Annotated in this window: 14 protein-coding genes and 1 tRNA gene; 4 read left to right on the forward strand and 11 right to left on the reverse strand. The window is 59.3% G+C overall.

Going from position 1 to position 14,270, the window contains the following annotated elements:
- Positions 1-68 precede the first annotated feature (68 nt).
- Positions 69-1,832, reverse strand: coding sequence for an SLC13 family permease (locus GRI58_RS07145; protein WP_337190909.1), 1,764 nt, complete (start codon positions 1,830-1,832; stop codon positions 69-71).
- 209 nt (positions 1,833-2,041) lie between these two features.
- Between GRI58_RS07145 and GRI58_RS07150 the strand changes: the two genes are divergently transcribed.
- The gene (locus GRI58_RS07150) at positions 2,042-3,271 is read left to right on the forward strand and encodes a glycosyltransferase family 4 protein (RefSeq protein WP_160752890.1); all 1,230 of its coding nucleotides are present in this window, start codon (positions 2,042-2,044) and stop codon (positions 3,269-3,271) included.
- Here the strand turns inward: GRI58_RS07150 and GRI58_RS07155 are convergent.
- The gene (locus GRI58_RS07155) at positions 3,268-4,305 is read right to left on the reverse strand and encodes a glycosyltransferase family 4 protein (RefSeq protein ID WP_202386854.1); all 1,038 of its coding nucleotides are present in this window, start codon (positions 4,303-4,305) and stop codon (positions 3,268-3,270) included. The genes GRI58_RS07150 and GRI58_RS07155 overlap by 4 nt on opposite strands.
- 271 nt (positions 4,306-4,576) lie before the next feature.
- Between GRI58_RS07155 and GRI58_RS07160 the strand changes: the two genes are divergently transcribed.
- On the forward strand, positions 4,577-5,614 hold the full coding sequence (locus tag GRI58_RS07160; RefSeq protein WP_160752892.1) for a glycosyltransferase family 2 protein: 1,038 nt from the start codon (positions 4,577-4,579) through the stop codon (positions 5,612-5,614).
- Positions 5,615-5,626: 12 nt separating this feature from the next.
- Here GRI58_RS07160 and GRI58_RS07165 read toward each other — a convergent pair.
- From GRI58_RS07165 to efp, 4 genes are all read right to left on the reverse strand, one after another.
- Positions 5,627-5,711 (reverse strand) — tRNA-Leu (locus GRI58_RS07165).
- Positions 5,712-5,774: 63 nt separating this feature from the next.
- Positions 5,775-5,948, reverse strand: coding sequence for a hypothetical protein (locus GRI58_RS15640; protein ID WP_237452159.1), 174 nt, complete (start codon positions 5,946-5,948; stop codon positions 5,775-5,777).
- Positions 5,949-6,227: 279 nt separating this feature from the next.
- Positions 6,228-7,049: an inositol monophosphatase family protein gene (locus GRI58_RS07175; RefSeq protein ID WP_160752894.1), complete on the reverse strand. Its 822-nt coding sequence runs from the start codon at positions 7,047-7,049 to the stop codon at positions 6,228-6,230.
- Positions 7,050-7,074: 25 nt separating this feature from the next.
- Positions 7,075-7,638: an elongation factor P gene (gene efp / locus GRI58_RS07180; protein ID WP_160752895.1), complete on the reverse strand. Its 564-nt coding sequence runs from the start codon at positions 7,636-7,638 to the stop codon at positions 7,075-7,077.
- A 132-nt stretch (positions 7,639-7,770) separates the two neighbouring features.
- On the opposite strand from efp, the gene GRI58_RS07185 reads away from it, so the two are divergent.
- Positions 7,771-8,130 (forward strand): elongation factor P, encoded by a 360-nt coding sequence (locus GRI58_RS07185; protein ID WP_160752896.1) that lies wholly within the window; start codon positions 7,771-7,773, stop codon positions 8,128-8,130.
- Here GRI58_RS07185 and GRI58_RS07190 read toward each other — a convergent pair.
- From GRI58_RS07190 to thiE, 4 genes are all read right to left on the reverse strand, one after another.
- Complete coding sequence (locus GRI58_RS07190) at positions 8,127-8,810, reverse strand: M23 family metallopeptidase (protein WP_202386855.1); 684 nt, start codon at positions 8,808-8,810, stop codon at positions 8,127-8,129. The two genes, GRI58_RS07185 and GRI58_RS07190, sit on opposite strands and share 4 nt — an antisense overlap.
- A complete protein-coding gene (locus GRI58_RS07195; RefSeq protein WP_237452160.1) occupies positions 8,807-10,036 on the reverse strand; it encodes a L,D-transpeptidase family protein in 1,230 nt (409 codons plus the stop codon). Before GRI58_RS07195 ends, GRI58_RS07190 begins: the two co-directional genes overlap by 4 nt.
- A 114-nt stretch (positions 10,037-10,150) precedes the next feature.
- Positions 10,151-12,130, reverse strand: a complete 1,980-nt coding sequence (locus GRI58_RS07200; protein ID WP_160752898.1) for an OPT family oligopeptide transporter — start codon at positions 12,128-12,130, stop codon at positions 10,151-10,153.
- A gap of 33 nt (positions 12,131-12,163) precedes the next feature.
- Positions 12,164-12,805: a thiamine phosphate synthase gene (gene thiE, locus GRI58_RS07205; protein WP_237452161.1), complete on the reverse strand. Its 642-nt coding sequence runs from the start codon at positions 12,803-12,805 to the stop codon at positions 12,164-12,166.
- A 78-nt stretch (positions 12,806-12,883) separates the two neighbouring features.
- Here thiE and GRI58_RS07210 point away from each other — a divergent pair, with 78 nt between their 5' ends.
- Positions 12,884-13,285, forward strand: a complete 402-nt coding sequence (locus GRI58_RS07210; protein WP_160752900.1) for a hypothetical protein — start codon at positions 12,884-12,886, stop codon at positions 13,283-13,285.
- 4 nt (positions 13,286-13,289) lie between these two features.
- Here the strand turns inward: GRI58_RS07210 and GRI58_RS07215 are convergent, their stop codons facing one another.
- Entirely contained in the window at positions 13,290-14,177 is an 888-nt protein-coding gene (locus GRI58_RS07215) for a fructose bisphosphate aldolase (protein WP_160752901.1), read from the reverse strand.
- Positions 14,178-14,270 lie beyond the last annotated feature (93 nt).

The following is a 14,270-nucleotide window of genomic DNA, read 5'->3' on the forward strand; positions in this document are numbered from 1 at the left end:
CTCCTGGGGAGGAGAAACGGCCGTCGGGGGATTGGGAGAGGATGTCCCGGCGGCCGTAATACCGATGGTCAAAGGTGGTAGGTCATCACCAGCGTGATCGAAAGCACCGCGACCATGATTAGCACCAGAGGCACCCCGGTGCGGATGTAGTCTTTGAACTCGTATGATCCCTCCGCCATGATCAACATGTTGGTCTGGTAAGCGATCGGTGTCGCGTAACACAGGTTGCAGCCGAACAGCACGGCCAGCACCAGAGGCTCAGGCGGCAGCCCGAGGCGTTGGGCGATCGAAAAGGCGATGGGCGTGCCGACAGTAGCCGCTGTCGCGTTGGATGCGAAATTGGTCAGCAACGTCACGAACAGCATGATGACAGCAAGCACCGCAGCCGGGCTCAGATATTGCAAGCCATAAGCCATGAGATGACCCAGCCAGTCGGCCGCCCCGCTGTCGTCGATGATCCGCCCTACCGCGATCGAGGCGGCCACCAGCACGATCACCTTGGCGGAGAGCGCCCGACCGACGCGGTCGAACTTCACGCACCCGGTCACAAACATCAGGATCGCCCCGGCAAGCGCGGAAATGGCGATCGGCAGCAAGCCCACCGAAGCGAGCCCCACCGTTCCCAGCATGATAACCCCGGCAAGCACCGCCTTGGACCGGCGCGGCAATTCGCGCGCACCTTCGAGCTGGAGCAGGCTATCCCCGCGGGCGAAGGCTTCCAGATCCTCCGGCGCACCCATCACCAGCAGCACATCGCCTTCCGCGATACGCAAGTCACCTCCGGCGCTGTATTGATCCTGCCCACCCAAAAGACGCTCGGGTCGATGGATGCCGATCACCGCAACGCCGTAAAGATCCGCGATACCCGAAGTCGGCAGGGTGCGATTGATCAGTCGCGAATCACCCGTGACAGTCATTTCAACCACCATCACATCGGAACTTGAATCCTGACTTTGCTGGCGAATACGGTCGAGCACCCAGCCCGGTGCCGCCTCCCCACGCAGGAAACGGATTGCTTCCTCCAGAGCGTCATGCGGCCCCGACATCGCCAGTCGCTGCTGCGGTTTGAGAAGACCCAGAGGCGGTTCGTGAAACTCGATTTCGTTGGGCAGGCGCGGGATGATCTCCGCCAGTTCCCGCCCGTTGAGCGTGCTGCCCTCAGTCACCCGCAGGCGCGTGTGGAAGCGGCGTTTCACGTGTATTTGGGCAACGGTATTATCGCCGAGCATTCTCGGGGCGACGAGCCACAGATACGGCAGAGCAACCAAGGCGGCGACCATGACGATCGGAGTGAAATGGAACACGCTCAAGCTGCGCATCCCAAGATCGCGCGCGATCGAGACTACCAGAATATTGGTCGAGGTTCCGATCGTGGTCGCCATGCCGCCAATCAGCACGGCGGCGTTGAGCGGGATCAGTGTCTTGGATGCAGGCAACCCTCCCCGCGCAGCCAATTGCACGAAGATCGGCAACAGCAACACCAGCACCGGCGTGTCGTTGACTGCCATGGAGAGCAGTAAGGCTGCACAAAGAGATAGGAGCAAACCGATCTGGCCGTTGAACTTGAACACACGTTCGAGCAACCGTGCCGCCGGATCGAGCGCGCCGGTGACAACCAGGCCCCGCCCCATGATCATCAATGCGCAAATCGTGATGAGCGCATAATGACCAAAGCCGGAGAAGGCCAGTTGCAGCCCTTGCGTCGGCGCATCGCCGGGCAGGGGAAAGAAATAGAGCCCGACCGCAATCACCGCGATCGTCAACAAGGAAATGATTTCTACCGCCATCCGCCCACGCGCAAAGGCGATAAACATGGCGATCGTAACGACCATGGCCGCTAGCGCGTGATAGGATGGCAAGCCTGGCATGGTTCGATCAGCTGAATCCCACCATGGGACGGGGATTACAAGCGAATTTGACTGATCGCCAGTCTGGCGGTGCAAGATAGAAGCGCCGTCGTCCGGGACAGTTGGGTGTGTAGACAGCCATTCGCCCCGGTGATAGCAGCCGCGCCACCAACCACCGAAGGTATTGGACGACAATGAAGATCGCCTATCTCGTCAACCAATATCCCAAAGTCAGCCATACTTTCATCCGCACGGAAATCCTTGCGCTGGAAGAGATGGGCATTTCGGTGGAGCGCATCGCCATGCGCGGATGGGACGCCGAACTGGTCGATCCGCTCGACAAACAGGAGCGTAAGCGCACACGCTATGTTCTGAAAGGTGGCGCTGCCGCGATCCTGGCTGCGATAGCGCTTGCCTTACTGAGCCGACCTACCCGCTTTTTCCAAGCTCTCGCAACCGCGTGGCAACTTTCGCGCGGAGGGGAACGGGGGGTCCTGATTCATTTGATCTATCTCGCCGAAGCCTGCCTTGTTCTGCGCTGGGTTACAAAGGATAAAGTATCCCACGTCCACGCCCATTTCGGCAGCAACGCCGCCGCTGTCGCTATGCTTATTCGCAAGCTTGGCGGACCACCCTTCAGCTTCACCATTCATGGTTCTGAAGAGTTCGACAAACCCTATCAATGGAAGCTGCGCGAAAAAATCGCCGATGCGACGTTCATCGTGGCGGTGAGTAGCTTTTGCCGTGCTCAGGTCTATCGCTCCACCGAGCCTGCCGCATGGTCAAAAGTTCATATCGTCCACTGCACAATCGATCCACGTTTTGAGGAATTGCCTACCACCGCTCCTCCGGCCAATGACACATTGGTGTGCGTGGGTAGGCTATGCGAACAAAAAGGGCAATTGATCCTCATCCGGGCGATGGCCGCGCTGCAAGACCATGGGGTAGAATTCAAGCTGGTGCTAGCCGGTGATGGAGAAATGCGCGGAGATATCGAACAGGCTATTGCGACGGCCGGCTTGCAGAACAATGTGCGGATTACCGGCTGGGTGAACACGCAAGAAATCGTCGATCTGCTGGAGAAATCGCGTGGAATGGTGCTGGCAAGCTTTATTGAGGGGCTTCCGGTTGGCATCATGGAAGCCATGGCTCGCCGCCGTCCCGTAATCTCGACCCGCATTACGGGCATCCCGGAGCTGGTACGAGACCGAATCGATGGCTTTCTCGTCCCAGCAAGCGACGTGGATGCGCTAGCAGAGGCAATCGAGAAATTCCTTGCGCTGAGCGAGGAAGAGCTGGCCCAAATGGGCGATGCAGCCCGCTCCCGGGCTTGGGAACGCCACTCAGCGAGCATCGAGACAGCCAAACTGGTCGAGCTTTTTCGACACTATGTGCCTGAAAAAGCCAACCTAGAGGTCTTCTAGTCTGCGCTCGAACGACGCGCTGCAATCACCTGCTCGAAGAAGTCGCGATACTGGGTGGCGACATTGGCCCAGGAAAACTGTTGGGCACGTTCACGCCCGATCTCTGCATGCGCCTCACCCGGTGCCAACGACTGCTCGATTTGCTCCGCCAGAGCATTCTGGTCCCTCGTATTACAGAGAAACTGATCGTCGCCTACGATCCAGCGCGTGCGCTCCCAATCTTCTGCCACCACCGGTAGCCCGCAGGCAAGCGCTTCGACAAACACGTTGCCAAAGGATTCGTCGAGAGACAGATGCAGGAAGGCATCGCAGGAGCGATAAAGCAGCGGCATGTCCGCAGGGGCAGCGGTCAGGCGGGTGAAGCGACCCGGTAGCAATTCTGCCGCCAGTCGATCGATTGCAGCTCGTTCCGGTCCGTCGCCAGCACAGACCAGGTGAACATCCGGCAATTGCGCAATCGCTCGAATTCCTTCGTCCACCCGCTTACTGGCGATAAGGGCGCTGACCATAAGGACCAGTCGCTTGCCCTCCGGTAAACCGAACTTCGCGCGGTCGCCTGGTCCGGGCGTAAAGTGGTCAACCGCCACGCCATTAGGAATCAACGCCGCCCGCCACAGCGAGCGTGCCGTCTCGTAATAGTCGGGATTTATGCAGATCACCCCGTCGCAGGAAAAAAAACGGTATTCGGACTTGTTCGAATGAACCGGCCAGTCGCCATTCTGGGTTACGAATATATGCGCAGGGCGCTCACCACCCGAAGGTCGGCGCAATGCCCATTGAACGAAGGGATAGGAACAGGCGACGGTGATGTCATAATCAGACGGGTTGTATTGCCACAGAAACCCCGGGAGAAAGGTTAGTTCTTCATAGGCCGTTTCATTGCGCAACGTCGGCAATTTCGGAAACCGTTCGAACAGGCCACGTGGGAGCGCACCTGAATGAAGGAACTTGTAGGGCGTTCCTTCACTCGGCTCTCCTGAACCGATCAGCGTAACCTTGTCCCCTCCCTTTGCGAGCTCACTCGCCACCGACATCAGGGCGATCTCAGCTCCACGCCCAACACGGTGCAATCCGGGAAGGGCGAAAAGAATACGTAAGCTCATAAACTGGCGATTGCCCTTCGGTGCTGATGTAACGAATTATGCGGCATGGCAGTGATCGATCCGAATGCCGATTAATACAGCAAGCCCGTGATGTTTTGCCACATCCTCGCCCAATGCAGGCAGAGTCTTAAAAAATGGGCGCTACGCGTCCAGCTTCTGGACTGTTGCTTTCGACAGATAGACCTACCAACCGGGATTACCTATGGCCGAAACTATGGATGAAGCAAGCATCGGCGTGGTCGTGATCGGCCGAAACGAAGGCGAACGTCTGCGAAAATGTCTTACCTCGCTCCAGAATGTCCCCGTGAGAGTTTATGTCGATTCAGGCTCTACCGACGACAGTTGTGGATTGGCATGTGAACTCGGTTTCGATGTGGTCAACCTCGACCTCTCGAAGGGCTTTTCTGCCGCCCGCGCCCGCAACGCTGGAATCGACCACCTGCTCGGACGTGACCCTGCACTTGAATACATCCAGGCGGTCGACGGCGATTGCGAAGTTCGCGATGGATGGATCGACACCGCTCGGGCAGATCTTGCGGCCGACCTGCAACGCGCAGTGGTTTTCGGACGTCGACGAGAACGCTATCCCAACCGCAACGCATACCATCTGGCCTGCGATGACGAGTGGGACGTTCCGGCGGGCGAGGTCAATTCTTGCGGTGGCGACGCCTTGTTTCGCGTTACCGCTCTGCGCGATGTCGTTGGTTATAACGACGAACTTATCGCGGGCGAAGAGCCGGACATGTGCCTGAGGATGCGCCAGAAGGGCTGGAAAATCTGGTCAAATGGGAAGGAAATGACCTGGCACGATGTCGCTATCGATCGCATCGGACAGTGGTGGAAGCGCTCCAAAAGAACCGGTTATGGCGTTGCACGACTAGTCGATTTGCATGGTGAGGCCGCCGATCCCTCATGGCGTCGCCTGCTGCATAGCGCGGGCTTCTGGACGCTCGCAAATCTGACTGCCCTGATCGGGTTTGTCGTGTTACTGATATCGCGAAACCTCACTCTGAGCGTCATAGCCGTTCTGCCCGTCGCGCTGGTGATAGTTCAGATATTGCGCCTGACCCGCAGCAAGGCCCATCGACTAGGTGTCTCGGGTAGCTTCAAGTGGGCTTGCCTTATGATGATCGCCAAAGCAGCGCAATTGCGTGGATGGCTGGATTACCGGGCGGACAAGCGAGCGCACAAACCGGCTACACTGATCGAGTACAAGGAAGAGCCTACAGGATCGCGCTGATCGCTCAAGCCGTGGTACCCCCGGCCGGACTCGAACCGGCACTTCGTTAGAAACTCGATTTTGAGTCGAGCGCGTCTACCAATTCCGCCACGGAGGCTCGCACTGGGCGAGCGCGGCGCTTAGCGACTTGCTGCGCAGCATTCAAGCGCAACGAAAATTTTCAGAAATCCCAAGCCATCCCAACATGCACCAGACTGGGCATATTCTTGTAGCGGCTACCCAAAGCACCCATCGTCATCACCGGGCCGCCGTCAACCAAACGCAGATCGATTTCGGGCGCTTGAAATGCGACCAAACGAATATCGGTGCCCTGCGGCAATTGTGGATTGGGCATTCTATCGCTTTGTCGTGCTCGCGCGACGACTTGCTTAATACGTGCTAGATCGAACGCGTCTTTCGATGTCTTATGCTTCGCTTCGACCTGTGACGTCCGGGCCGATGACTGAGTACCGTAACTCAAACCTGCAACCACTATCAACGCGATGCATATGTTCATCGGCTTGCGACTCCGAAGGGCAATGTACCACCCAACTTAAGATACGCATGTTTAGTTCCGCATGAGCAAACGCGGTTAGATCAAATTAACCGTTTCCCCCGGCTTTCTGTCAAATCATTACGCCTTGAGCGCGGAAACGAGCAACTTATGAAGCCGGGAGTGCAATGTATCGTTGCCTGCAAGTACCTGCGCCGAATGAATCGGCGCGCTGCGACCCTTGAAATCCGATACGAAACCGCCGGCCTCGCGTACGATCAAGCAGCCTGCCGCCGTGTCCCAGTCACTCAAATCGCTTTCCCAGAAGCCATCGAACCGTCCTGCTGCCAGCCAAGCCAGGTCGAGCGAAGCGGCACCATAGCGCCTGATCCCGGCAACTTGCGGTCCGATCGTGGCGAAAATCCTGGTCCATTGGGAAAAATCGCCGTGTCCACCATAAGGAATGCCGGTGGCGATGAGCGCATCGGCAAGCTGGCTACGTGAAGACACCCGCAGTCGCCCGTCATGCAGCCATGCGCCGCGGCTCTTTTCCGCCCAGAAGGTTTCGTCGGTGATCGGCTGGTAAACTACGCCTGCCACGACATCGCCCCACCCCTTGCCATCCAGGCGCGGTTCCTGCGCAGCGATGGAAATAGAAAAATGCGGGATGCCATGGAGAAAGTTGCTGGTCCCGTCCAACGGATCGACGATCCAGCGTGGCTTGTCGGGATCGCCTTCGATGACCCCTGCCTCTTCCATCACGAACCCCCAGCCGGGTCGCGCAGCGAGCAGTTCGTCGTAAATCGTGCGCTCCGAGCGCATATCCGCCTTGGACACGAAATCCGCAGGACCCTTGCGGCTCACCTGCAGATGTTCGACTTCGCCGAAATCGCGCCGAAGCCTGCCGCCCGCCTTGCGTGCGGCTTTCTCCATCACGCGGATGAGACCAGAAACTGCTGCCATTGTCTGTCGCCTGTCCCGTTCGGCCTCAGTTGGCCTTGCCGACGTAAGCCTGTTCATAAACGTCGACCACGATCCGCGTACCGCTTTCGATATGCGGCGGGACCATGATGCGCACGCCGTTATCGAGCACCGCAGGCTTGTAGCTGGAAGAAGCGGTCTGCCCCTTCACCACCGCATCGGCCTCGACGATAGTGGCCTCGATCTGCGCGGGAAGCTCGACCGAAATCGGCTTTTCTTCCCACAGTTCCAGCATCACTTCCATTCCGTCCTGCAGGAAGGGCCGCGCATCGCCCAGCAGGTCCGACGGCAGGTTGATCTGCTCGTAAGTGTCCTTGTCCATGAACACCAGCATGTCGCCGTCTTCGTAGAGGAACTGGAAATCCTTGGTGTCGAGACGCACGCGTTCGACGGTGTCGGCACTGCGGAAGCGCACGTTGGTCTTGCGGCCGTCCTGCAGGTTCTTCATCTCGACCTGCATATAGGCCCCGCCCTTGCCCGGCTGGGTATGCTGGATCTTGGCGACCTTCCAGATGCCGCCTTCGTATTCGAGGATATTGCCCGGACGGATGTCCACGCCGCTGATCTTCATGTCTCGTGCCTTCGCTTGGGAGTAAGGGGCCGCAACGGCGTGCCCGCTCGCGAGCCGCGACTTAGCGTTTCAGTCAGCCCGGGGCAAGGTGGCTGGCGCAAGAGATGAAGGAACACTAGATAAGGGACTGCCATGACATCATCCCGCCCTCTGATTATCGCACTCGGCCTGGGTTTTGCGAGTCTGCCTGGAATTGCCTTGGCCGACGGGCAGCTCGGCACGCTCGAACATGGCCGCTACACTTGCGGTACGCCCGGCGTTGCGACCGGTCCGAGCGTGGACGTAGATCCGCAGCTGAGCTTCTCGATCGTGGGTGGATCGAGCTATTCCACTAAAAATGGCGGCGGCACCTATCTTCTCGCCGGCAATTCGCTGACCTTTACCCGTGGTCCATTGAAGGATCGCAAGTTCAAACGCGACAAGATCGGCCTGTGGCGTGAGATCGACAAATCCGGCGCATATGGCAGCATCCGCTGCTCGCGCGTCGGCTAACGCGAGTTGTCGGGGCTATCAGCCATGAGGATGGGATAGGGGTCGACAGCCTGCTTCGGATCCCACCAGTTCGAACCCGGCGACGTCTTCATAATCGCGAAATGCAGATGGGGAGCATTTGCCGATGCATCGCCCGTGCTCCCGACATAGCCAATCGTTTGGCCCTGCCTGACTTGCTGGTTTTCTTTCAAGCCTGACGCATACTGGTTCAGATGAGCATAATAGTAGATCGTCCGGCGATCAGGCGATCGAACATAGACCGTCTTGCCGCCCAGATCGGACAAGAACAGCTTCTCGACGGTTCCCGATGTCGCCGCGAAGACAGGCGTGCCGCGCGCAGCCATGATATCGATTGCTTCGTGCTTGCGGCTCCCGTCACCGCGACCGTCCGAGAAACTGTCCACCAACTGATCGGCCCGAACGCCCGAAACCGGAATGATCAGCTTTGCGGCGGTATTGGCTCCAGCACTGCGATTCGCGCCCTGATCGGCTGTCGGTCCATTTACCGAAGTTAACTCAGCAGTGCCGGTAGGGATTTCCTCGGTCTGCGAGATTTGGGGTTCTTCGACCTTGCTGATCAGCCCGCTTCCGGCGACGATCCAGATGGCGCTCGTCAGCGTTGCGGTAATGACGATCGTCAGCATCCGATCGGCCATCCGCAAGGCGCCCCGGTCGCTCATGCCACAAACTTCACCTCGGTTTTGGTCGACACCATCTGTGCCAGTCGCGCCGCATCCCAGTTCGTGAGGCGGACACAACCGTGGCTTTGCGTCCGTCCGATCAATTGTGGATCGGGTGTCCCATGAATGCCGTAATGCGGCTTCGACAAGGCGATCCACACCACTCCGACGGGACCATTTGGTCCTGGTGGAAGCTGCTGTTTCGATTCCGAGTCCGGTACGTCCCAAAGAAGGTCGGGATTGAACGAAAAGCTGGGGTCGTGATCGACGCCCTTGATCTTCCAATCCCCTATCGGAAGCGGATCATGGCTCGAACCCGAGCTATCGGTAAATTCGGCGATAAGCTTGCCGTTTACGCCATAGACTTTGAGCGTGTCCTTGCTCTTGCTGACGACGATCTTGGCGGCTTTGGGCTGGTCGGTCCCGACGCCGAGCGATGCCAGGGTCTTCTGCCAGTCGCTATTCGATACCGCGTCGGGAGCTATCCGGTCAGCGCCGATGTTCGGCACGCGAATCCGCTGCCCCGCCGAAAAGTAACTGGCAACAGGCTTTGCGTCCGCCGTTGCCGAACCGGAACTGCTGCTCGATGGAGAAGGCGTCGGCATCGGCGAAGCCACGGAGCTGCCACCCGCTCCTGCTGGCCTGCCTCCGGGGTTCAGCGACTTGAGGATGTCGAGGGTAGTGTGGAACCGCTCGGCGAGCTTTTCATCCAGCGAGGTATAACCGAGGCGCGTCATTTTGGCCTGCGCTTCAGGAGAATCGGGGATCAGCCTATAATCGATTTGCCCCCAGCTGGCCGGGATAGTCACCACCCGGGTTGCCGGGATCTTGTTCCACTGCGCAACAGCTTCCTTGGTGGCCTGGTCGAGTTCTCCGGTCACGGGAAGACCACGCGCCTCCTGGAATCCCCTGAGCGCATTATGGGTCGACATGCCCATCTTGCCATCTATCACGCCCGGACCGAAACCCTGTCGGTCCAGCACGACCTGCGTTTGCATGATCGGGCGCTTCTGGGAATCCGGGATGAAATCGGGATCGGTGTTCTCGGTCGGCGTCATACCGGCGGCATTGGCATAAGACGCAGCATCGTTGGACGCCATGGTATCGGCGAGATTGCTGACACTGAAAGGCTGGTAGCCGATCTGGCTGGCGAGCGAGACGGTCGATGAGGCTGTGGGCGAGGCGCCTGCGCTCTTCTCGTCCTTGTAACGATCCGTGCCGTTCATGCCGCACGCTGAGAGGGCCAGCACGGATATAGCAGCGATAGCATGACGCATATTGTTCTCTCCGACAGATCAGCTTGGCTAACGAGTAAGGAGAGAAAAATATCCGCTGCCCGATCAGGGGACTTTCAGCGCAGCCTTTCGTGTGTGCGAGTATCCCAGCCACATCAGGAAGCCGAGGACCAGCAGGCCCACGATCTTGGCTGCGGATTCAAAACCGGGGCCGACGATTGCGAAAGGATCGCTGCCGAGTCCCGCGACGGCGGCGGCGTAACCGAGGCCGAACAGGCTATCGCCCACAATGATCCCGGTCGCGAGCAACACCCCGCTGCGCTTCATGAATTCGGGGCGGGAATGTGCTTCCGATCGTTTGTCCCAGATGTGTCCGAGCACAGCACCGACGGCGGTGGGCAGGATGAGCGAGATCGGCAGATACATGCCCATCGCCACACCGAGCGGCGGCAGACGCAGCCCTTTGCCGCCCATCCGGCGCTCGCGAATGCCAAGCAGCTCGTCGACGAGGATAATCGCGGCAATGATGACCCCGCCCAAAGCGATGAGATCCCAGCGCAAGGTGCCCCCAAGTACACCTTGAGCAAGGCTCGATATCAGGGAGGCCTGCGGTGCGGCCAGCGCATCCGGCCCTGCACCTGGCATCCCGGCGAAACCCATGGTTTTATTCAGCAAGTTGAGCACCGGCGGGATCACGAGGCTCCCCGCCGTAACGCCTATTACCAGCGCGAGCTGTTGTTTCCACGGCGTCGATCCGACCAGCTGGCCGGTTTTGAGGTCTTGCAAATTGTCGTTCGCCACCAACGCGATACCGAAGACAAACGCAGTGGCAAACAAGGCGTAAGCCACCAGCGCTTTGGTCGCTTCCGGATCATGCTGGCCGGGGAACAGCGCGGCTATCATGACCGCCGCAACGAGGATTGAGAGAATACCGACGCCTGAGACCGGGCTGTTCGAGGTGCCGACAAGGCCGGCCATATAGCCGGTCACAGCCGATACCACCGCGCCGATTACCAGAATGAACAGCAGGCTGGCGACCAGGGCAGGCACAAAGTCCTGCGCCACCGGGCCGCCCTCGGCAAAGCGCCACAACAGCCACGCAATCGGAAAAAGGGCAACCACAGTGCTGCCGATCACGACAGATCCCGGTAGGTCGCGTTCCGTGATCGCGAGTTCGCCGCCCTGCTTGCGGGCACGGCCCGCTGCAACGATCCCGGCCAGCCCGACCGCAATCGGCTTGAGCAGCTTGAGCAGCGTCCAGATCGATGCGACCGCAATTGCGCCTGCACCGATAAAGCGGACCTCGTTCGAAAAGACAGTCGACACCAGATCGCCGACAGGCGTGCCTGGAGCGACCAGCGACGTTCGCCATGGCAGCAGCACGCCCCATGAAATGAACGTACCGACAAACAGGGCGATACCCGCTGAAAGGCCGATAAGGTGCCCGATGGCGATCAAGCCCATGGAAACGGAGAATGAAACGCCTGTCGCGCCGCCGCCGACACGAAAATTCTGTGCGATTTCGGAAGCGGCAAGCTTGAGCGCAACCAGTCCGGCCATGATGACGCTGAGCAGGCCACCAAACAGCATCGTCCGTAGACCGAAGCGGCTTTCCTCTGCACCAGCTTCACTCCGACCGCCGACGCGCAGCACCTCGGCGCCGGCAATCCCTTCGGGGTAGGGAAGGTCTGAATTGACGACCAATGCGCGGCGTAGCGGAACCGACATCATCACACCGAGGGTGCCCCCGAGGAAACAGGTCAGAGCAGTCGTCCAATAAGGAAAATCTGTCCACCATCCCACCATGACGAGACCCGGCAGGACGAAGATCATCGTGGCCACTGCGCCCGCCGAACTGGCGAGTGTCTGGGTGATATTGTTTTCGACCAGCGAATTGTCCTTGAACCCGCGCAGCAGTGCCATCGAAATCACGGCTGCCGGCAGCGCCGTCGAAAAGGTCAGCCCAACGCGAAGTCCGAAATAGACGTTGGCAGCGGTGAAAACGAAGGTCAGCAACCCTCCCAGCAGCAATGCGCGCCAGGTTAGCTCGCGGCGACCTGCACCGTCTGGTTGAACCGTCGCCATCGATGTGGTCTCCCGCTGTTTGCGCGGGCGAAATTACATATCGGATTGCGCTTGGGAAGCCGCCGCGTCGATTGCCCGGTGGAAGGCTTGTATGTTCGCTGCCTCATCCCCCTGCCAGACAGCCGAGGATACGGCGAGAAAATCGGCACCCGCAGCAACCAGCGGACCGCAATTGTCGGGCGTGATTCCACCGATGGCGACACATGGGATTTCAAACAGACCCTGCCACCAGCTCAGCAATTCGGGTTCCGGTCGATGTTCGCTATTCTTGGTCGGACTCGCAAAGAAACTTCCGAAAGCGACATAGTCCGCCCCAGCCTCACCCGCTTCCATCGCAAAATGGCGGCTGTCGTGACAGGTCACACCGATCTGCGCCTCTCGCCCTAGTATTTCGCGCGCTTCACGCGGGTTGCCGTCGCCCTGCCCCAGGTGGACACCGTCTGCACCGATCCGCTTGGCGAGTGATACGCTGTCATTCACGATAAAAGCGACTTCATGCGCGGCGCAGATTTCCTGCAACGGTCCAGCAAGCCTTGCTGCCTCATGCTGGTCAATGCCCTTCACCCGAAACTGAAAGGCTGCCACCGAACCGGCATCGAGCGCACTCGCAAGACGCTTCGAAAAATCACCGGACACATCGAGCGGTGATACAAGATAGAGCTGGCAATCGGTCATCGACGCGCTCCGTAATGGTTTGAAACTCATTCGTCGATATTCAGCAGTGCGAAAGCGTGCGACATGCTCAATCGCTCGATGAGACGAAATAACGCCTTAGCAAGCCTGATCGCCGTCGCCCTCGGCCTGTCCGCATGTGCGGTGATTCCAGACGCACCGAATGTAGAGGGTGTTCCTGCGCCTCAGGGCAGCATGGTGGCGCTGGGTCAGCCCATCAGGCTTGGCGAGATCGTCGTGACGCCTCGCCAGATTATCGAAGACAGCCGTTGCGCCAAAGGGGTCCAGTGCGTCTGGGCGGGACGGCTGATCGTCCAGACGCGCATCGACGGAGCAGGCTGGCGCGACACTGCCAACATCACGCTCGGCGAAACTTATGGGACGCATGGACGCGTGATCGCCTTGACCGATGCCTACCCTGCCAAAGACTCGGGCAAGGAAATTACGCCCGAAGCCTATCGTTTCCGATACGAATTGCGCTGATGCGTCAGGCGATGCTGGCGGCGTAGATTTCGTCGATTGCGGCGCCCAGCGTCGCGTCAAATTCCTCGTCCGACTGGCTGCATCGCAGATCCTGCAGCAGACCGCGGCTGAAGCTGGCGATCATACCGGGATTGTCGGCCAGCTTGGCGCAAGCTTCATCGGTGGAGTATCCACCCGACAGTGCGACCACGCGCAGCACCTTGGGGTGCTTGATCAGCGACGCATAGTGATTGGCCTTTGCGGGGATGGACAGTTTGAGCATCACCTGCTCACCCTCGCCCAGCGCATCCAGATTACGCAGGATTTCAGCCAGAAGAATGTCTTCGCCCGCGGCGCGATCGGAGGCCTTGATGTCGTATTCGGGTTCAAGAATCGGCATCAACCCGGTGCCAAGGATGCGCTTGCCCTCGGCAAACTGTTGTTCGACGATTGCGGCAATACCCGCCGCATCGGCGCTCTTGATGACGCTGCGCATCTTGGTGCCGAACACGCCCTTGGCGCGCGCACGCTCGCACAGTGCCTCGAGGCCCGGCATCGGTTTCATCAGCTGGACGCCCTGCGCTTCGTCCTCCAGCCCCTTGTCGACCTTGAGAAACGGAACAACGCCGCGTTCGGCGAGCCGCGTCGGAACTGGCTTACCGCCCGATTCGCCGTCCATTGTCTTTTCGAACAGGATCGCTCCGATCACCTTGCCATTGCCGAAGCTGGGCGCTTCGATGATCCGCTGGCGCATCTGGTGGATCAGCGCGAACATTTCCTCGTCACTGCTCCAGGCATCGTCCGATACGCCGTAACCGCGCAGCGCCTTGGGCGTCGAACCGCCCGACTGGTCGAGCGCGGCAATGAAACCTTCGCCGGCATGAATGCGCTGGCGCATTTCATCGAAATTCATTGTCGTTCCCACTCTCTATGCATTCGTATGCATAGGCGCTTAGCCAGCCATGCGCACGGGAGCAACCGGCATCTGCCTGCTTGCTCATTTGTG

It is taken from the genome of Qipengyuania algicida, assembly GCF_009828025.1.
Lineage (GTDB): Bacteria > Pseudomonadota > Alphaproteobacteria > Sphingomonadales > Sphingomonadaceae > Qipengyuania > Qipengyuania algicida.